Origin of the sequence: Pedobacter frigiditerrae (genome assembly GCF_004331645.1) — a bacterium.
Lineage (GTDB): Bacteria > Bacteroidota > Bacteroidia > Sphingobacteriales > Sphingobacteriaceae > Pedobacter > Pedobacter frigiditerrae.
Genome location: NZ_SJSK01000001.1, coordinates 189,047 through 207,953, shown reverse-complemented (window position 1 = coordinate 207,953; position 18,907 = coordinate 189,047). Strand labels below are relative to the sequence as shown.

At 34.5% G+C, this 18,907-nt stretch carries 16 protein-coding genes; 4 read left to right on the top strand and 12 right to left on the bottom strand.

The annotated features are described in order from the left end of the window. Positions 1-45: 45 nt before the first annotated feature. Positions 46-1,587 (bottom strand): MiaB/RimO family radical SAM methylthiotransferase, encoded by a 1,542-nt coding sequence (locus EZ428_RS00910; protein ID WP_131551231.1) that lies wholly within the window; start codon positions 1,585-1,587, stop codon positions 46-48. Positions 1,588-1,723: 136 nt separating this feature from the next. Here EZ428_RS00910 and EZ428_RS00905 point away from each other — a divergent pair, with 136 nt between their 5' ends. After that, complete coding sequence (locus tag EZ428_RS00905; RefSeq protein ID WP_131551230.1) at positions 1,724-3,487, top strand: AsmA family protein; 1,764 nt, start codon at positions 1,724-1,726, stop codon at positions 3,485-3,487. A 97-nt stretch (positions 3,488-3,584) separates the two neighbouring features. Continuing rightward, positions 3,585-5,393, top strand: a complete 1,809-nt coding sequence (locus EZ428_RS00900; protein WP_131551229.1) for a hypothetical protein — start codon at positions 3,585-3,587, stop codon at positions 5,391-5,393. Between the two features lie 119 nt (positions 5,394-5,512). Here the strand turns inward: EZ428_RS00900 and EZ428_RS00895 are convergent, their stop codons facing one another. The 4 genes from EZ428_RS00895 to EZ428_RS00880 all read right to left on the bottom strand — a co-directional run bounded on the left by EZ428_RS00895 (position 5,513) and on the right by EZ428_RS00880 (position 10,118). Continuing rightward, positions 5,513-6,577 carry a branched-chain amino acid aminotransferase gene (locus EZ428_RS00895; RefSeq protein WP_131551228.1) on the bottom strand — a complete coding sequence of 355 codons (1,065 nt, stop codon included), beginning with the start codon at positions 6,575-6,577 and terminating at the stop codon, positions 5,513-5,515. A gap of 54 nt (positions 6,578-6,631) precedes the next feature. Further along, on the bottom strand, positions 6,632-7,597 hold the full coding sequence (locus EZ428_RS00890) for a tryptophan 2,3-dioxygenase family protein (protein WP_131551227.1): 966 nt from the start codon (positions 7,595-7,597) through the stop codon (positions 6,632-6,634). Positions 7,598-7,751: 154 nt separating this feature from the next. Then, a complete protein-coding gene (locus EZ428_RS00885; protein ID WP_131551226.1) occupies positions 7,752-9,050 on the bottom strand; it encodes an HAD-IB family phosphatase in 1,299 nt (432 codons plus the stop codon). 105 nt (positions 9,051-9,155) lie between these two features. Next, a complete protein-coding gene (locus tag EZ428_RS00880) occupies positions 9,156-10,118 on the bottom strand; it encodes an NAD-dependent epimerase/dehydratase family protein (protein ID WP_131551225.1) in 963 nt (320 codons plus the stop codon). Between the two features lie 76 nt (positions 10,119-10,194). Here EZ428_RS00880 and EZ428_RS00875 point away from each other — a divergent pair, with 76 nt between their 5' ends. Together EZ428_RS00875 and EZ428_RS00870 are read left to right on the top strand one after the other, a co-directional pair. Beyond that, entirely contained in the window at positions 10,195-11,376 is a 1,182-nt protein-coding gene (locus tag EZ428_RS00875; protein WP_131552420.1) for a formimidoylglutamase, read from the top strand. 83 nt (positions 11,377-11,459) lie between these two features. After that, entirely contained in the window at positions 11,460-12,614 is a 1,155-nt protein-coding gene (locus tag EZ428_RS00870) for a TlpA disulfide reductase family protein (RefSeq protein ID WP_131551224.1), read from the top strand. 143 nt (positions 12,615-12,757) lie between these two features. On the opposite strand, the gene purD is transcribed toward EZ428_RS00870, so the two are convergent. From purD to EZ428_RS00835, 7 genes are all read right to left on the bottom strand, one after another. Further along, positions 12,758-14,029, bottom strand: coding sequence for a phosphoribosylamine--glycine ligase (gene purD / locus EZ428_RS00865; protein ID WP_131551223.1), 1,272 nt, complete (start codon positions 14,027-14,029; stop codon positions 12,758-12,760). A 147-nt stretch (positions 14,030-14,176) separates the two neighbouring features. Beyond that, on the bottom strand, positions 14,177-14,863 hold the full coding sequence (locus EZ428_RS00860; protein ID WP_165501685.1) for a pirin family protein: 687 nt from the start codon (positions 14,861-14,863) through the stop codon (positions 14,177-14,179). After that, the gene (locus EZ428_RS00855; RefSeq protein ID WP_131551221.1) at positions 14,863-15,357 is read right to left on the bottom strand and encodes a hypothetical protein; all 495 of its coding nucleotides are present in this window, start codon (positions 15,355-15,357) and stop codon (positions 14,863-14,865) included. The genes EZ428_RS00860 and EZ428_RS00855 overlap by 1 nt, the downstream gene beginning before the upstream one ends. A 68-nt stretch (positions 15,358-15,425) precedes the next feature. Continuing rightward, entirely contained in the window at positions 15,426-16,148 is a 723-nt protein-coding gene (locus EZ428_RS00850) for a dioxygenase family protein (RefSeq protein WP_131551220.1), read from the bottom strand. A gap of 142 nt (positions 16,149-16,290) precedes the next feature. Further along, complete coding sequence (locus EZ428_RS00845) at positions 16,291-16,998, bottom strand: LytR/AlgR family response regulator transcription factor (RefSeq protein WP_225870967.1); 708 nt, start codon at positions 16,996-16,998, stop codon at positions 16,291-16,293. Continuing rightward, positions 16,995-17,795, bottom strand: coding sequence for a sensor histidine kinase (locus EZ428_RS00840; protein ID WP_165501684.1), 801 nt, complete (start codon positions 17,793-17,795; stop codon positions 16,995-16,997). Before EZ428_RS00840 ends, EZ428_RS00845 begins: the two co-directional genes overlap by 4 nt. Positions 17,796-18,249: 454 nt before the next feature. Beyond that, positions 18,250-18,780, bottom strand: a complete 531-nt coding sequence (locus EZ428_RS00835; protein ID WP_131551218.1) for a DUF6252 family protein — start codon at positions 18,778-18,780, stop codon at positions 18,250-18,252. Positions 18,781-18,907 lie beyond the last annotated feature (127 nt).

The following is an 18,907-nucleotide window of genomic DNA, read 5'->3' as shown; positions in this document are numbered from 1 at the left end:
AGACGGCATTGCTAATTGTTGCTTCTTTATCCTTGTTCTTTAAGCTTAGGCTATTCTTCCTAAAAGTGTAGCAGATGTGCAACGTTCTATATAAACATTTGCATAGTCGCCTGGTTTTACTGAATCGGTAACTGGAAAAACAACCATCGCATTTTCGTCATTTCGACCCCTATACTCTTTGTCTGACTTTTTAGAGTAACCTTCAATTAAAACCTTAACTGTTTTACCAACAAAATCTTCTAGGCAAGCCAATGAATCTTCTTGCTGTTTTTTGAATATTTCTGCCAATCTACGGGCTTTAATATCGTCTGGAACATCATCTGTGTATTTACGAGCAGCCAAAGTTCCAGGGCGCTCTGAGTAGGAGAAGGTGTAAGCGAAATTGTATCTCGCATAATCCATAATGCTCAACGTATCTTGGTGTTCTTCTTCTGTTTCGGTGCAGAACCCTGCGATAATATCAGCCGAGATGGCGCAACCTGGTATAATGCTGCGGATGGCATCAATTCTGTTCATGTACCATTCGCGGGTATAAGTACGATTCATTAAAGCTAAAATCCTCGAATTACCCGATTGAACAGGCAAGTGAATGTAATTGCAAATGTTATCGTATTTAGCAATGGTGTATAAAACTTCGTCGGTAATGTCTTTTGGATGTGAAGTAGAAAAACGAACTCGTAAATTCGGACTAATTTCAGCAACCAAAGCCAATAATTGAGCGAAGTTCATCGATCCCTCTTCCGCAATTAGGTGTTCATCTCTACGTGTTCCTGGTAAATCGGTTTTATTAGTTAAAGCCTCCAATAAGGCATCGCCGGTTAAAGTATTCATTTCGTCGGCCAAATCATTTGTTATAGCTTGGTCAGCTTTTGGTTTTGTCCAATGATATGAATCAACATTCTGCCCTAACAAAGTAACTTCGCGATAGCCATTTTCAAATAAATCTTTACATTCGTTAATGATAGAAAATGGGTCTCTGCTGCGCTCACGACCACGAGTAAAGGGTACAACACAGAAAGAACACATGTTGTCACACCCACGCATAATGGTTACGAAAGCAGTAATGCCATTGCTATTTAAACGAACCGGACTAACATCTGCATAAGTTTCTTCGCGAGATAAAATTACGTTTACTGCTTTATGTCCTTCTTCTACCTGGCTAATTAACCCAGGTAAATCACGGTAAGCATCTGGACCAACAACCACGTCCACTAATTTTTCTTCTTCTAAGAATTTAGCTTTTAAACGCTCGGCCATACAGCCCAAAACGCCAACAATTAATTTCGGGTTTCTTCTTTTCTCTACACCAAATTGTGAGAGGCGATTACGAACACGAGTTTCAGCGTTTTCGCGAATAGAACAGGTGTTGATGAAAATAACATCTGCTTGATGATAATCTCCAGTAGTTTCAAAACCTGTATCAGCTAAAATTGATGCAACGATTTCGCTATCTGCAAAATTCATTTGGCAACCATAACTTTCAATGTACAGTTTTCTGCCGTCGCCTTTTTTTGGAGTTTCTAAAAGTAAAGCCTCTCCCTGGCGCTCTTCATCGTGTTTCTTTTCCGTAAGCTGTAAATCAATCATCAATTATTCAATTTTATTGGGGTTTCAAAAATACAAAATATAATTTATAAATGACAAATTGTCAGCATCAAAAATAACTCTCCTTACAAAATTCAAACAATGCGGCTAAGATTTGGGTTATTACTTAAATCATTTTATGCCAGCTAAAAAACGCAATACAAAAAAAATACTTACTTGGGTAGGAGGTATTTCGCTAACGCTTATTATTTTAATTGGAGGAGTTGCCATTTACTTTAGTGCAAAGTGGAAACCGCTATTAACAGAAAAAATTAAAGCCGGCGTTTACGAAGGTTCTAATCATTTATATAAAATTGATTTTCAAGATATCCATTTAAATTTGGTTACTGGAACCATCGTTTTAGATAGTATTAAATTAACTCCAGATACTACAGTTTTTAATCAGCTAAAATCGATAAAAAGAGCACCAGCGCATTTATTTAGAATTAAACTGGCGCACTTAAACCTGAAACGAGTAAGTGTTTTGAAGGCTTATTTCAGTAAGGAAATTATCATGAATGATATCATATTGGATAATCCATCCATTGATATGGTTTATCATAAAGTGCCTAAAAGAACTGATACACTTGATGATGATAGAACATTATACCAGCAAATTTCTAAGTCATTAAAATCAATTAGAGTTTTAAATATTAAAGTAATTGATGCTGATTTTGATTATTACAACGGTTCGAAAAAATTAAATGCCGTTAAACATTTGAGTATTAATGTGAAAGATGTTTTAATAGATTCATTAGCGCAATTTGATACAACCAGGGTTTTTCACGCTAAAGATATTGCCTTTGCAATGGCCGATTATCGTTCTTTAACAACGGATAAAATGTACACCATCAAGGTGGATACGGTAAGAGGTTCCTTGAATAAAAAAACGTTGAGAGTTGTTGGTGTTCAACTAATTCCGATGTATCCAGACTTGGCTTTTAGTAGAAAATACAATGCACAAAAGGACCGTTATGATTTGAAGTTTGATGAGTTAAGTTTTAGTGGAATAGACTTCATTTCCTTAAATAATGATGGAAATTTACACGCTAAGAGATTAAACATAGGGCCAGCAAAAGTTGCGGTGTTTTTAAATAGGGAATTGCCACCTGCAGGTTTTAACAAGGGAAGAAATTATCCGCACAATGCGTTAAAAAGATTAGGTATAGAAACCTTGATTGATACCTTAACCTTAAATAAACTGGATATTGCTTACACAGAGTATAACCCAAAAACTAAGGAACGTGGAACTTTAAAACTGGATAATTTAAGCGGACAAATTTTAAATATAACCAATGATTCTTTAAGATTAACTAAGAGAAATCACGCTTATGCAGATTTAACTACCTATGTAATGGGAACAGCAAAATTGAATGTTAAAATCGATTTCAATTTAACTTCAAAAGATGCTGCTTTTAGCTATATGGGGCACGTAAGTCCGTTTGATTTGAAGGTATTAAATCCGCTTTCTAGGTCTTTGGGTTTGGTTTCTATTAATACCGGAAGTGTTAAAAGTGTAGATTTTACCATTAATGCGAACGAAAGAGGAAGTGCCGGTGTGGTAAAATTCGCTTACAACGATTTAAAAGTTAACCTTCTAAAAGAAGATGAAAATGGGGTAAAGGAAAAGAAAGGCTTATTATCATTTTTGGCAAACACAGTGTTAATTAAAAACGATAATCCTACAAAGGACGAACCTCTAAGAGTTGCTAATATTACTTTTACAAGAGTTCCTCAGGCATCATTTTTTAACCTAATGTGGAAGAGTGTTTTTATAGGTATACGAGAAAGCGTTGGACTTGGAATTGTTCCGGTAAAGCCCATGAAAGAACCAGTTCCCAGCAAAAAAGCAGAGCGAATAAAAAAACGAACAGAACGAAAAGCAGAAAAGGCTAAGAACTAATAACTGTTTTACCATCTAAGAAATCTAAGATTTTCTTAGCTGGTTCAAAAACCGCTACATTTTACTATATTGGAACACATAAACAAATGTTCAAAATATGGCTGATAAGGCACCAAGAAAATTTAAAGTTATAAAGTGGGTTTTAGGAATATTATTATTCATTGCTTTAAGTTTAGTTGGTGCTTCTTGGTACATCAGTGTAAAGTTTAAACCCTTAATTAAGGCTGAACTAAAAGAGTTGGTGCAGAAATCAACTAATGGTTTGTACAGTGTAGATTTTTCTGAAATTCATACCAATTTCATCACGGGTTCTGCAACTATAAGTGATGTAAAAATCATTCCAGATACCAATGTTTTTAAGCTTTTAATAGCAGCGAAAAAAGCACCAAACAATCTTTATTATATTCGTTTAAAGGAGTTGGCTATTAAAAAATTCCATCCATTTACTATCTATTTCAATAAAAAGGTGGATGTAGATTTATTGTTGTTTGATAAGCCAGACATCACCATGGTTAACAAACACTTCGATTTTAATGACAACAGACCCCCACGCCCAAGGGTTTCTCCTTACGATTACATCAAAAAGATGTTCAAATCATTAAGGGTAGAAGTGGTGGATTTTAGAAATGCTAGATTTAAATACGTAAATAATAATGGGCCAGTGGCAGATGTAGATTCTGTCGCAAACATAAGTATTACGCTAAAAGATTGGTTAATCGATTCGCTTTCTGCCCAAGATAAAACAAGGCTCTATTTGCTAAAAGACATTAATGTAAATGTGGTAAACTATGCTTACGCAACACCCGATAGTATGTATCACATCAATGTTAATCAATTAGATTTTACCGCGTCTAGCGGAAAAGTAAACATTAAGGAGTTTGGATTAGTGCCTCGTTATAGCGAAGCCGACTTTGCCAAAGTAGCTGGTTATGCAAGGGATAGGTTTAACATCCAACTCAATAACATCAGCCTTGATGGCTTAGATTTACCTGCCTACATACGCAAAAGAGAGTTAATTGCCAGCCAAATGACAATTACAGATGGAAGTGTAAATGTGTTTAATAACAATACGTTCCCTAAGTTGGTTAAAGATAAAACAGGAAGGTTTCCGCATCAACTATTACAACAATTAAACGCACAATTGACCATCAAAAAAATTAACCTCAGTAATATTGATGTGAGTTATGCCGAGTTTGACAAGAAGAGTTTGCAGCGAGGCAAAATTAACTTTCAAGGAACATCAGGAGTCATTACAAATACCACCAATGGAGAGAAAATAAAAGCAGTTAACCCAATTATGCAGGCAGATTTGGTAAGTTATGTAATGGGACAAGGGAAATTAAACATCAACTTTAAGTTTTATTTAACCTCGCCAATTGGTGCTTTTGATTACAAAGGAGCAATTACAGGCCTAGATGGTAGAAAATTAAACCAGATTGTTAAACCATTGGGAATGGTACAAGTAAATAAAGGAGATATTAAAAGTTTAGCATTCGATATTAAGGCAAATCAGGATGTTGCGAAAGGAAAAGTTGACTTTAAGTTTAATGATTTGTCTGTAGCGTTATTAAAAAAGCAAGAAGGGAAACAACGCTTAGTTAAAAAAGGCTTGCTTTCCATACTGGCAAATGCGTTGGTTTTATACTCTGATAATCCAACTGCCGATGGAAAATATACGTCTGCACCCATTAATTTTAAACGGGAACCAACAGCATCATTTTTTAGTTTCATCTGGAAAACCCTTTTTCAAGGGGTAAAATATAGTGTTGGCGTAACGCCACAAAAAGAAGCCGAAATTAAGGCTCAAGTTGCCAAGTTCGAAAAGATGAAAGATGACAGGGACGAACGCAGAAGACGTAGGCAAATTCGAATAGAACAAAAAGAGCAACAACAGCGACGTCGCTAGAAGCAAAACCGCCTTATATGTTTGGCATATAAGGCGGTTAATTTTATCTATAATTCCTTCGGCAAGCTACCGATATAAATCCGATAGCTATCGGATCGGTCCACGTCAGGATGACAAACCTAAACTATCCAGTTCCAACCAAATCTATCTTCAGTTAAACCGTTTCTAATGTCGTTTAATTCTTTGGCAATACCTGTAGAAATAGTACGAGTGCTGGCATCACTTAATTTGTAAAGTTCGCCTTGGTAACCAATCTCGCCAATTTGAGTAACGGTGGCTGCGGTACCAACTGCAAAAGCTTCAGTTAATTTTCCGTTTTTAGCACCTTCCACAATTTCTGCGATGGTTACTTTTCTTTCTTCAACAGTAATTCCTCTATCTTTTGCTAAAGCAATAATGGTATCACGAGTTACACCATTTAAAATGGTTTCGCTTACAGCAGCAGTAATTAATTTGCCATCTAAAACAAACATTACGTTGGCTGCACCAGATTCTTCAATTAAGGTATGCGTAGCAGAATCTGTCCAAATTAATTGGTCAAAACCTTCTTTTTGAGCCTCTGCAAAGGGATATAAAGAACGAGCATAATTTCCGGCAGTTTTGGCATAACCAACTCCACCTTCGTTTGCACGAGTATATTTTGTTTCTATTTTAACTTTTAAAGCTTTAGTGTAATATGGGCCAGTTGGAGTAGCCAATAAAACAAATTTATAAGTATCACTTGCTTTTACACCTAAAGCTGAATCTGTTGCAAACATTACAGGTCTTAAATACAAAGAGTAATTTTCTTGCGTTGGCACCCAGCCTTTATCAATATTAATTAAGGCAGAAATAGCTTGCATAAAAATCTCTTCTGGAATAGTTGGCATTGCAATTCTATCAGCAGAAATATTAAAACGCTCAAAGTTTTTGTCCGCTCTAAAAACACTTACTTCGCCATTTGGCAAACGATAAGCTTTCATTCCTTCAAAAATTGCCTGACCATAATGTAAAGCAGAAATTGCAGGGCTCATTGGAATTGGTCCGTAAGGTAGAATCTGCAAATTCTTCCATTCTCCATCTTCAAAATCGGCCATAAACATATGATCTGTAAAAATTTTTCCGAATGGTATGTCTTTAAATTCTGTTTCAGCTAATCTCGGATTGCTGCTTTCTGTAATCTTAATTTGTAAAGTATCTATCACTGCCTTAAGTATTTATTTGATGTAAAAGTACGAAAAAACGTATTTAAACCCAATTTATTTTTCGTTTCGAAGTGTTTGTAATACACTAAGCACCCAACCTTTACCCCATTCTTCCATCTGTTCTTCCGTCCATAAAAAGGGATAAAAAATTCGCTTTTGGAAACGCGGAGGCAAGTATTTCTGCCAATTTGTTCCGCCAGTTGCGGCAATATCTGTTGGGTCTTTTTCTAAATAACGCACAGCGGATTTGTAATGAGACAATGGCCATTCTACGTTTACATAAAGGTCTAATTTTCTCAATTCTTCAGCCAGTTGGCTCACGTCTTCTCCTTTTTTCTTTAATTGATGATATAAAGCGGAGAAGTTGGTTTGCTCGCGTTCTTTGGCTAGGGCAAGAAACTGCGCCGCGTATTTTTTAATGAATTGCTTTAAGGTTAATGTCTGTTTGCCACTAGATAATTCTGTAGCACCAAACTTCCAATAAATATGTTCAAATTTTTCTTCGATAGTATTGTTTGCTAGGGTTTCTCTTTGACTTTTATCAACCAGTTGTGTAAAGTCTGTAGCGCTAATTTCTATCATTCTGTATTGGCCAGATTGAAATCCGCTTGCCGGCAATAAAGACATCCTGAACTTTAAAAACTGTTCTTTCTCCATTCCATTAACCATTACTTCAAAAGAAGTAGTTAATGCATTAAAATAGGCATTAATCCGTTTTACGCGTTCTGTAAAAAATTGCACAGTTAATTCAGTGTGTTCTGCAATTTGCCTGCATTCATGTAAAGAAAGTTTAAAATATAATTCCGTAATCTGATGATACATGATAAAAATCTCTTCATCAGGAAAAGGAGTTTTTGGGCTTTGTAGGCTCAGTAAAGTATCTAAATGGATATAATCCCAATAGGTTAAAAAATCTGCGTACAACAAACCATCTAGGTAAGATGCCATATCTTGACCCATTGCTTCATACTTTTCTTGAAGCTTATCTAGTTTGTCTTTTATTTGTGGTGTAAAATCCATGGCTTAATTAAAATTAGTAATAATGAAAATACAGGTCGCACATAATGCAACGATAAGTTATTACTAATCAATTAACTTGGTCTGGCTATAATTACGCTAATGAAAGAAGCCCATTTCCAAGTTTTAAAATCCATGTTCAATTTCATATGGTTAATTAATACAGCACTCTAAACTTAATCGTATTCTCAATCTTCTTTAACGATTTAAACAATTGTTTATCATACTCGGCATTAATATCAGTTATGGCGTAACCCAATGTAGGGTTTGTCATTAAAAATTGTCCAACAATGTTGATGTTGTGCTTAGCAAAAATAGTGTTAATCTGCGCCATAATTCCAGGTACATTTTTGTGGATGTGAATTAAGCGGTGCGATTTATCAATAGCCGGCAATTGTAAATTAGGGAAATTGCTGCTCATATAAGTTGTTCCCTTATTCATAAAATCAATAACTCGTTTCGGAATAAAAGATGCACTCCTCGGATTGCTTTTTGGGTCGTCGAAAACCACAATACCCATATCAGTACAAGTTTGAAAAGAAAGCTTGTTTTTGGCACTTCCTAAATAACCAATGGTTTTTAGCTTAACTGCACGTTCTAGCTTTTCTTGCTCAATTTTCTCGCCATCCGCTAATAAAATCATTCCCACATCGGCAACATATTTTTCTTCGAAAGAGGTTTTATGTCTAATAGAAAAACCATCTTTCTTCAAAAGGTCGATACTTTCTTTTGGAATGTCTCCAACAACTAAGCAAAGAATCCTGTTCTTCGGATAAGATATCGCCCTTGGCAAATTATTTACGTACAAAAACTCATCAAAACTTGGTGTAATGTGGTCGGCTTTTGAAACAATACTTTCTCTAGCAATATTCTCTGTAAAGGCGAAGAATTTTTTTATCAATCCACTTTCACGAAGTTGATAATCAGAATAACCATCTCCAATGCCATACAAATCTCCTTCTAAAGCCATTTGGCGCATTAGTTTTACTTTGCCACCTTCTTCACTTAAAGGGTTCGAGTGGTCGTAATCTATAATTTTTCCATCACCTGTGGTTACAAAAGTGTTGGCGTAAATATTCTCTTTTTTAATATGATACTGACTTACAACGGGTGTAATGAATTCTTTAAATCCGCCAGAAACTATTAAAACTTCATCAGCGTGTTTTTTAAAGAATGCCGCATTACGAGAAAAGGAAGCGGAAACTTTCTTTTTTAAACGAGTAATTAGTTGCTTTAAATGGTCTTCGTTTGCCTCTAATAATTGAACACGTTTTGCCAGGCTTTCAGAAAATGAAAGCTTTCCTTCCATTGCTAAGTTGGTATAATCTTCAATTTTTTTAAAGATTGCTTCCTTATCAGGATGTTTGTTTAAAGAGATACGAGCCAGTTCATCTAAAGCTTCTACTTGCGTAAAGGTGCTGTCAAAATCGATAATATAATAGTTCTGTGGTTTCACCTGGTTGTTTTTTGTTTTTAATTGTCAGCTGGAGCCTTTGAGGATTAAAATTCATCATCCCTCTGCATTCAATGATGAATTTTAATCCTGTCGGGTTGATTAGCGTTATTTCAAAGCCTCGCAAACTTCGCGGATGCTTTGTTTTAGTGGTTTAAAGTTAATATTTATGGCAGTTCGAATTTTTTCATTGCTGTAATAACTCAAATTAAAACTGCTACGAGCGGCATCTCTGGTTAAAGCTGGGGCTTTTCTAGTAAAAATAGAAGCCAATTTTGCAGCTCTCCAAGCAATGTCCAGCATCCAAGGTTTAGCTTCTGTACTTGGTTTTTTAATTCCAAAACCATCGGCAATTTCGGCAAAAAAATCTTTATAATTCAGGTTGTCAGCAGATAAAGTATATCGCTCTGCAGTAATTTCACTAGTCATTAAGGCAATCATACTTTTGGCAACATCTTCTACATCAACGATGCCTGTGGCGCCATCCGTATAAAACTTTAAACCTTCTTTAACCAATTTAAAAATTGCACCACTTCCCTCGAATCCTGCATTTTTACCAATAATTACTGCCGGATTTACAATAACTGCATCTAAACCTTCGGCTATGCCACGCCAAACCTCCATTTCGCCTTCATATTTTGAAATGGCATAAGCATGAACTTTTGAATCATATTCCCAAAAATCTTTCTCGGTAATTTGTGCTCCTTTTTTGGCATTACCTAACGCAGCGATTGAACTTACGTGAACTAATCGAGCGTTAAAATCAGCACAAAGATTTACAATGTTTGAAGTTCCTTCGATGTTTACTTTTAGCAATTTTGCTTTGTCTTTTGGGTCGAAGGAAATAAAAGCTGCACAGTGATAAACCTGATTTACATTTTCAAAAGCATCTGCTAAGCTTTCTGGCTCGTTAATATCGGCAACATACCATTCAATAAGCGGGTTATCTTTTAATAAAATTGGAATTTTAGAAGTCTCTCTTTTTAACGCTCTTACCTTAAAATTTTGAGCTGTTAATTGATGAATTAATTCTGCACCTAAAAATCCTGTAGCGCCGGTTACCAGTATCATTGTATTTTTTTTAGATAGCTCATTAATATATGCGCCCAAAAATAGATATTTGATGCCAAACATTTATACCGCTTTTATGTCTTTATCAGATTTTTTTTCGCCAATTAACCCAGAAAAGTTTAGTCCCAAGCAGGGGTTTTTAACTAGTCAGCTAGGGTTAAAGGCAAATTTTTATACCGAACGTTTCCCAGAATTGGAAGATAAAGCGTTTGATATTGCCATTTTTGGGGTAAAAGATGATAGAGGTGCGATAAATAATAATGGTTGTGCATTAGGTGCCGACCATTTTAGGGAACAATTTTATGCCTTAAACGAGGGTGCTTTTATCAGTAAAATAATCGATTTAGGAAATATCATTGCTGGTAAAGAAGTTTCAGATACTTATTTCGCGGTTAAAACTGTTGTGGCAGAGCTGATAAAATTGAATATTTTGCCTGTAATTATTGGCGGTGGACAAGATTTAACTTATGCACAATACATGGCGTATGAAAGTTTAGAGCAAAAAGTTGATTTAGTAGTTGTAGATTCTAAGTTCGATTTAGATGAAGATAAAGATGAAGGAGTTGCAACAACTTCAAATTCGTATTTAAGCAAGATTTTCCTTCATCAACCTAACTTTTTGTTTAACTATAGTAATATTGGCTATCAAACTTATTTTGTAAATCAAGATAGTTTGAGGGTAATGGATAAGCTTTATTTTGATGTTCATCGCTTAGGAGAATTTTTACCAGACATTACCTTAACAGAGCCAATTCTTCGCAATGCAAATATGATTAGTTTCGATTTGGGCGCTATTCGTTCTGGAGATGCTGGTGCTAATATTAATGCTGGTCCGAATGGTTTTTATGGCGAGGATGCTTGTAGAATTACTCGTTATGCAGGAATGAATGATAAATTAACCTCTATCGGTTTTTATGAATTTAATCCCGCATACGATAGAAATGGGCAAACTGCGATGTTATTAGCGCAAATGGTTTGGTATTTTATTGATGGATTTTATAACCGTAAACAAGATTTTCCATTGACTCCAAAATCTCAATATATCATTTACAGAGCAAGTTTAAAAGACGGTTCAGGCGAAATGAATTTTGTGAAAAGCAAACGTTCAGACCGTTGGTGGATGCAAGTTCCTTATCCTTCTGGCATCTCAAAAAATGAAAGATATCACTTAGTGCCTTGTAGATACGATGATTACAACACTGCTGTTAATGGCGAAATGCCTGATTTATGGTGGCGAACGTATCAGAAGTTAGGATAATTTTACAATTGAATCATCTTTTTAAAGTGCAGATTTTTTATATTTGCTTATAATCTAAGCCCCTAAACCCTAATAAATACATAATGAAAAAATTAATTTTATCTGCTTTTTGCCTTTTACCACTAGGTTTAATGGCGCAGCAAGCTTTTACCATTCAAGGTAAGGTTGGTACTTTAAATGAACCTGCAAAAGCATTTTTAGTTTATAAAGTAGGCACAAATAGCATTACAGATTCTGCAACATTAAAAAATGGAACATTTGAATTCAAAGGTTCTGTTGATGGTGTAACTTCCGCATCTATTAGAGTTAAACATGACGCAACACCCGTTGACCCTAAAAAACGTGTCCCATCAGATGTAATTACCGTATTTCTTGAAAAAGCAACTATAAAAGTTGAAGCAGCTGATTCTATCAAATATGCAAAAATTACTGGCTCTAAAGTGAATGATGACAATGCAAAATATATCACATTGTTTAAACCAATGAACGATCAGGTTGCCATTTACATGAAGGAATACAATGCTTATACAACAGAGCAGAAAAAAGATACAACTTTTATGAAACCTTTCATGGCTAAGTACACTGCTGCCAATAAGGATAGAGAACCTTTAACTAAGAAATTTGCTGAAGAAAACTTGAACTCTTACATGGGTTTAGTTGCTTTTAGGTCTTCAATGGGATATGATATTGATCCAAAAATTGTAGAGCCACAATTTTTAAAATATGCTGCTGAATATAGAGCATCTGCTTTAGGAAAGAATATTGCCAGTACAATTGAAGGTGCTAAAAAGACTCAAATAGGTGTAATAGCGCCAGATTTTGCGCAGCATGACCCTGAAGGAAAAGTGGTGAAGCTGTCAGATTTTAAAGGCAAATATGTGCTGGTTGATTTTTGGGCAGCTTGGTGCGGTCCTTGTAGAGAGGAAAATCCAAATGTAGTTGCAGCTTTTAATAAATTCAAAGATAAAAACTTTACCGTTTTTGGTGTATCTTTTGATGGAGGTACTACAGGAACCACCAAAGAAAAGTGGTTAGAAGCAATCGAAAAAGACAAATTAACTTGGACGCATGTTTCTGAATTAAAAGGATGGGAAAATGACGCTAGATACCTATATGGTATTCAAGGTATCCCAGCAAACTTTTTAATTGACCCTACAGGCAAAATTGTAGGAAAGAGTTTAAGAGGTGAAGCATTACACAAAAAATTAGAAGAACTTTTAGGGGTTAAATCTAAATAGTTCATCTTAAAATAAACAGAAAAGGCTTCGAGTATCTCGAAGCCTTTTCTGTTATATAAAAACCGTCATTTCGACCTTTGGGAGAAATCTAGGAAATAAAACATATTGATATCTCCTTTCGTCGATATGAGGAGGATACGCGCTTACATCAAATCAAAACCGATATCTTCTCTAAAATATTTGCCGTCAAAATAGATGCGACCTGCATCTCCTGTTGCACATTGCAATGCGGTAAACTGGTCGTCTTGTAAACTGGTAATTGCAATTACCCTCCCGCCATTGGTTTTAACTTGTCCACCTTCTAACGTTGTTCCAGCATGGAAAGCTAATGAATTACGTAAGTTCTCAATGCCAGATATTGCTTTTCCTTTTTCATAATCTCCAGGATAACCACCAGCAACAATCATTACAGTTGCTGCATTTTTAGGACTAATTGACAACTGATAAGTGTCTAATTTTTTATCCGCACAGGCGATAAATAACTCCACTAAATCGCTTTCTATTCTAGGGATTACACTCTCGGTTTCTGGGTCGCCCATTCGGCAGTTGTACTCTATTACATAAGGTTTATCTCCAACTTTAATTAAGCCGAAGAAAATGAAACCGGTGTAATCAATGTTATCTTTTAATAAACCATCAATTGTTGGTTGAATGATGTCTCTTTTAACTTCGGCCATGAAATCTTCGTTAGCAAAAGGAACTGGAGAAACTGAACCCATTCCGCCAGTATTTAAACCCGTATCGCCTTGGCCGATTCTTTTATAATCTTTCGCCTCTGGCAAAATCACATAGTTTTTCCCGTCGCTTAGTACAAAAACTGAAAGTTCAATTCCAGCTAAAAATTCTTCAATAACTACAGTGCTTCCGGCATTGCCGAACTTACCACCTAACATTAGTTTTAATTCTTCTTGCGCTTCTGCAACATTATCTAAAATTAAAACACCTTTACCAGCAGCCAAGCCATCAGCTTTTAACACGATTGGTGTAGCGTGATTTTGTAAATAAGCTAATCCTTCTGCTAAGTTTTCATTAGTGAAAGATTTGGAAGCTGCCGTAGGAATGCCATGGCGCTCCATAAACTGTTTAGAAAAATCTTTGCTGCCTTCTAAAATTGCACCTTCTTTTTTAGGTCCGATAACTGGAATGTTTGCTAAAGCTTCATCATTTGCAAAAAAATCATGAATGCCATTTACTAAAGGCTCTTCTGGTCCAACCACTAAAAGTTCAATACCTTCTTTTAAAGCAAATGCTTTTACAGCTTCAAAATCATTTGGATTGATGTTTACATTTTTGCCATAAGCACCTGTACCTGCATTACCAGGAGCGATAAATAATTTTGAGCAGTGAGCAGATTGGCTCATTTTCCAAGCAAAAGCACATTCTCTTCCGCCAGAACCTAACAATAGAATATTCATGGAAGCAAAGATAATAATATGCTCATACCGTTTAGGATGATTTTCACATTAATATCAGTTTTTGAATTTTGAGATAGGATTGAGTTGGCCGCAGATTTTTTATTGAAGTTGAGTGAAATCTTGATACTCGATACTTACTACTTGATACTAATTAAGCTCAATAACTAAAATAACAGCATTATTGCTTAACGCTTCCAATTCAATTTCTTCAGTATTCCATAGCGCTAAACCATCTTTTTCATGGAGTAACCTTCCATCAACTTCAAATGCACCTGTAATTACAAAGGCAAACAGCTTGGCTGATTTATTTAAATTGTAATTAACTTCTTTTCTGCCATCAAATCTTCCAATATTTAAAATAAAAGGAACTTCAATAACATTAATTTTATGTAACTTATTTTTAATGGATAAATCGAAACTAGAAAACTGTGGGTTGTTTTCCATCGGCTCTTGCGCATCAATACCAATGCATAAATAATTTACGATATTACTCTCAAATGGATTACTTAAGGTAATATTTGCACCTTGTTCTACATATACAATAACAGCTTCTTCAACATCTACATCAGTTTCATTTTCACTATCGTCTAAATAATTAACTGCGCCTGTAATTGGTAAAATGATAATGTAACTATCCCTATCTACTTCAAAACAAGTTTTTTGATAACCAGCCAACATCTCATCATTTAACATGTAAAGTTTACCAACTGATGTTTTATCAGGAGTTTTAAAACCTTCAAAATTGAATGTGCTATACCTTTTTATTTTATTGGTTTCTTTTAAACCTCTTTGGTCAGCGAGAAATATCTTACCTTTTGATACAGATTTCATCATCATTTTATAGAATGTATAGTTAAGAAAGGCTGAATGGCAAACATATCTGTCAACATATCACCCTCAGTTGCTGTTAATGGAGAAGTCAATAAATAAGATGCAATGGTGTCATGCCAAATTAATGGTTCCGAATAAAAATTGATAGCAATAACGTGTTTGTCGATATTCCTTAAATCAGAGTTTATAATTTCAAACTTGAATTGCTTAAAAGTTAAAAATGGCTTACCAATGTTATTTGCAATTTCGGGAATAACATCATTTAACTGTCTTAAATAATCTATAATTGCTCCACTTACCAAAAAATGAAGCTTTTCTGAGCCTTTTACATTGTAGATGAGCTCAGAAAAGGTGTTATATTTTTTATCTTGATTATAAAATTGAGCTTGCAGTTTAAACTCTTGGTAAGAATCTTCAAATACTAACTTATCCCAAGCTTTTGTACAGTTTATATCAATTATTTTCCTGTAGCACAGAGTGATGATGCGTTTTTCCATATTGTAATTAATTAAAAAAGATGCTGGAATGAGAACCAACACCTTTAACTAACCAAACAAATATTTTATTAAGCTGGAACACTAATCTGCATATTCAACACAAACCCTGCAGTTGTAGAACCTGTAACTGTTGCAATTTCAATTCCTGAGCTATCATCACTAAAAACGTTATCAGATTTGTTATAAGTATAACCACTCATCCCTTTTGAATAGCCATTTACAGCGGCAACAGCAGAACTAGTACCTTCTGGAAATGCAATTTGAGTAACTTTTAAAGATGTGCCAGCGGCATTATAAACGTGAACGTGAATATGAGTTGCTCTTCCACTATACCATCCCGGAAAGATAGAAGTAAAAGTTACCAATCCATTTGTATCAGTAGTTTGTCTGCCTCTTAAAAAGTGAACGGATTGATAGTTGGTGGCTTGCATCCCACTTCCACCATATTCAGAGTAATTTCCTTCTGCATCACAATGCCAAATATCTACAATCGCGTTAGCTAATGGATTACAATTGTTATTGCTGTTGCCAATTACAATTTTTGCAGTTAATTTATAACCGGTTTTGCCATCTGTTATGTCGCTACGAACGTAAGAAGATGGCGTATGTGTTGGAAATGGGCCTTCCGTTTCTGTTGGTGCAACAGAACAAGATGCAGTAGAAGAACCTCCTGTTGGAGTAGTAGTTGTTCCAATTGAACTTGTTGTACTCGATTTCTTGCAAGCCTCTAAAATTACAGGGGTGGAAATTGCTCCAATTACCAAGCTTCTTAAAAAGTTTTTTCTTTCCATTTTGACAGATTTAAATAGTTAATTCAAATCCAAAGATGGAGTGTTTATCTTTTTGTAACAAGAATGTGTCGGTAGGCAGCTTGTTTGTGTCGATAAATTAATTGGGATGTTAATTTTTGTTAAAATGTTTTAAATGAGTTTATTACTGATTCTTCCAGTCATTAATGAAATCTACATAAGTGTCACTTATTGGTAGTTCTTGGCCAGTAGCTAATTTAGCCTTTCTATTTAATACCGATTTAACATTTGCAACCGACACTACAAAACTTCTATGAATGCGCTTGAATTTATCAATTGGCAATTTTTCTATCATTTTCTTTAGAGGCATTAGGGTTAAAATCATTGTATCATCCACCATGTGTATTTTAACATAGTCTTCCAAACTCTCTAAGTATAAAATGTTCTTCAGGTTTATTTTAACGAGTTTGTATTCAGAGTGAACAAAAATACTCTCATCAGTATTTACCTCTATTTTGTTTTGATGCTGAAAATATTCAAAAGCTTTATTTACAGCTTTTTTAAAACGGATATATTCAATAGGTTTCAAGAGATAATCTATTGCGTTTAGTTCAAAACCATCATAAGCATAATTTTTATAAGCCGTTGTAAATATCACCATTGGTTTATCTACTAAAGACCGATATAAATCTATTCCAGAAATATCTGGCATATTAATATCTAGAAATAGTAAATCAACTTTGTTTAGGTTTAAATATTCAGCTGCAGCAATTGCATCTTCAAAATCATTTAGATAAGTTAATTGGGGAGAAACATCGATATAACTTTTAATCAATTCTATGGCTAAAGGCTCATCGTCTACCACAACACAACGTAATGTTTTACTCATCATAAATGGATGGTTAGTTTAACTGTAAACAATTTATCATCATCATTAATTTCTAATATATGTTTGTTGGGATAAATATAATCTAACCGCTTTTTGGTATTTGTTAAACCTATACCGCTTCTCTCAGTGTCTTTCTTATCAGGATAAATTGAATTTTGACAGAGTAGATTTAAAATGTTATCCTCAATGGCTAATTTGATAATTAATTTATTACTGCTGTGGTTACTAATGCCATATTTAAAAACATTTTCTACAAAAGCCATTAATATTAAAGGGGCTATCTTCTTTTCTGCATCTAAAAATCCTTTTACTTCATAATTAAGTGTCGTTTTTTTTCCTAACCTTAATTTATGCAGTGCGATGAAATCTTCTATGCAATCAACCTCGTTTCTTAGGCTTACAAATTCATTGCCCGCCTCATCTGTAATGTAACGCATAATGTTCGACAGCTTCATAATAGAAGGCGCTGTATTTTCATCTTTAATAATGGCAAGCGTGTAAATGTTATTTAACGTATTAAACAAGAAATGAGGATTTACCTGCGCTTTTAAAAAGGAAAGTTCAGCTTCTGTTTTTTGCGCTTCGGCACTTATCGCTCTTTGTGTGGTTAAGCTTAATTGCTTGTTTGTTTCAATAATTACCTCAATAGTGATGATGATTAAAAAAAGAAAAACGCTTAAAACATCAATTTTTGGCCCACTTCTTCTCTCATTTCCCATCGGTGGTCTATTTTCGGTTGAGTGTGGGGGTTCTCTTCTTGGGGCGTCTACCTGATTAGGCTTTGGCCTCAATTCAAACATTAAGCGGTCAAATGGCCTTGTAAAAATTAATGCAGCCAGAATAAATAATAGGCTAGTAAAGTATAATATTGTTTTTCGCCTTGCGTAAAGCTTTGGGAATAATAAATAACGATGTAGAAAATGAATGGATAAAAAAATAAAGCAGAATATTGAATACTTAAAAACGGCTTTAGTACTTATTATGCTATTTAAACCTTCTTCGCTAATTAATAAGGGCAGTATTAAAAGCGATGCCACGATTAATAATTGTAAGGATTTAAAAAATCGCTGGCTTTTAAACATCATACAATTTAGACATAATTTTGAAATGAACTTTAAGTAGAAGATGTAAAATTGGAAGATTTTCTAGTGGCTATTTAAAAGGTATCGGTAAAAAAGGCTAATGTGTCGATAAATCTTAATGAAGTTTTTCATTGATGATATGTAGATTTTATTCAGTGAATATCTTAGATGTTTACTCGATTTTTAAGTCGAAACGACCTTGAGTAGCATTTATGATAGAGCAGCTCTGTTTTTCTAACTTAAATTCAAATGTACCAGAGATGAATTTTGTCAAATCTATTTTGGTAATGGTTATTGAGCCAGATACAATTCTGTTGTCAAAATAGTAACAAGATGATTTTTGATCCCTATAAATAACACCATTATTTGAAAAGTCATACTTGCCTGGTTTATCAACTCCTATTAATCCTATACTTAATTCCATCATATCTGTAGAAGATAAATATCTTTTAGCGATAATATTCAATGTGCCTCCTTTGTAATTGGGATCATAAGAAAGGTCTAATTTTTGCTGAAGTAATGCGGCCTTTGGTAGCCAAACATCTCCATTTAATAGAAAGCCAAATGTGTTAGCACCCGTTTGAGTAATTGCGGGTAGTTCTTCTTTAATTAGGTTTAGCGTAAATTTGTCTTTGCATTTTGAGCTACATAAAAACAATATGCATAATGAAAAAAGCAAAAATCGAGATTTAATGGTTTTCATTATTTGGAGTTTTTCGGTTGGTTTAAAGTTAGTTATATTGTTTGATTAAAATATTTGGCGGTCTGGTTTATCAGTATCATTAGCTGATATTGGTTAATAATTAATAAACAGGTCTAAAGAAATATTT

What these genes read in the sequence shown, in the direction of transcription:
- EZ428_RS00910 (WP_131551231.1), bottom strand. Translation starts at nt 1,587, where the DNA reads ATGATTGATTTACAGCTTACGGAAAAGAAACACGATGAAGAGCGCCAG.
- EZ428_RS00905 (WP_131551230.1), top strand. Translation starts at nt 1,724, where the DNA reads ATGCCAGCTAAAAAACGCAATACAAAAAAAATACTTACTTGGGTAGGA.
- EZ428_RS00900 (WP_131551229.1), top strand. Translation starts at nt 3,585, where the DNA reads ATGGCTGATAAGGCACCAAGAAAATTTAAAGTTATAAAGTGGGTTTTA.
- EZ428_RS00890 (WP_131551227.1), bottom strand. Translation starts at nt 7,597, where the DNA reads ATGGATTTTACACCACAAATAAAAGACAAACTAGATAAGCTTCAAGAA.
- EZ428_RS00880 (WP_131551225.1), bottom strand. Translation starts at nt 10,118, where the DNA reads ATGATACTGGTAACCGGCGCTACAGGATTTTTAGGTGCAGAATTAATT.
- EZ428_RS00875 (WP_131552420.1), top strand. Translation starts at nt 10,195, where the DNA reads ATGTCTTTATCAGATTTTTTTTCGCCAATTAACCCAGAAAAGTTTAGT.
- EZ428_RS00870 (WP_131551224.1), top strand. Translation starts at nt 11,460, where the DNA reads ATGAAAAAATTAATTTTATCTGCTTTTTGCCTTTTACCACTAGGTTTA.
- purD (WP_131551223.1), bottom strand. Translation starts at nt 14,029, where the DNA reads ATGAATATTCTATTGTTAGGTTCTGGCGGAAGAGAATGTGCTTTTGCT.
- EZ428_RS00860 (WP_165501685.1), bottom strand. Translation starts at nt 14,863, where the DNA reads ATGATGAAATCTGTATCAAAAGGTAAGATATTTCTCGCTGACCAAAGA.
- EZ428_RS00855 (WP_131551221.1), bottom strand. Translation starts at nt 15,357, where the DNA reads ATGGAAAAACGCATCATCACTCTGTGCTACAGGAAAATAATTGATATA.
- EZ428_RS00850 (WP_131551220.1), bottom strand. Translation starts at nt 16,148, where the DNA reads ATGGAAAGAAAAAACTTTTTAAGAAGCTTGGTAATTGGAGCAATTTCC.
- EZ428_RS00845 (WP_225870967.1), bottom strand. Translation starts at nt 16,998, where the DNA reads ATGATGAGTAAAACATTACGTTGTGTTGTGGTAGACGATGAGCCTTTA.
- EZ428_RS00840 (WP_165501684.1), bottom strand. Translation starts at nt 17,795, where the DNA reads ATGTTTGAATTGAGGCCAAAGCCTAATCAGGTAGACGCCCCAAGAAGA.
- EZ428_RS00835 (WP_131551218.1), bottom strand. Translation starts at nt 18,780, where the DNA reads ATGAAAACCATTAAATCTCGATTTTTGCTTTTTTCATTATGCATATTG.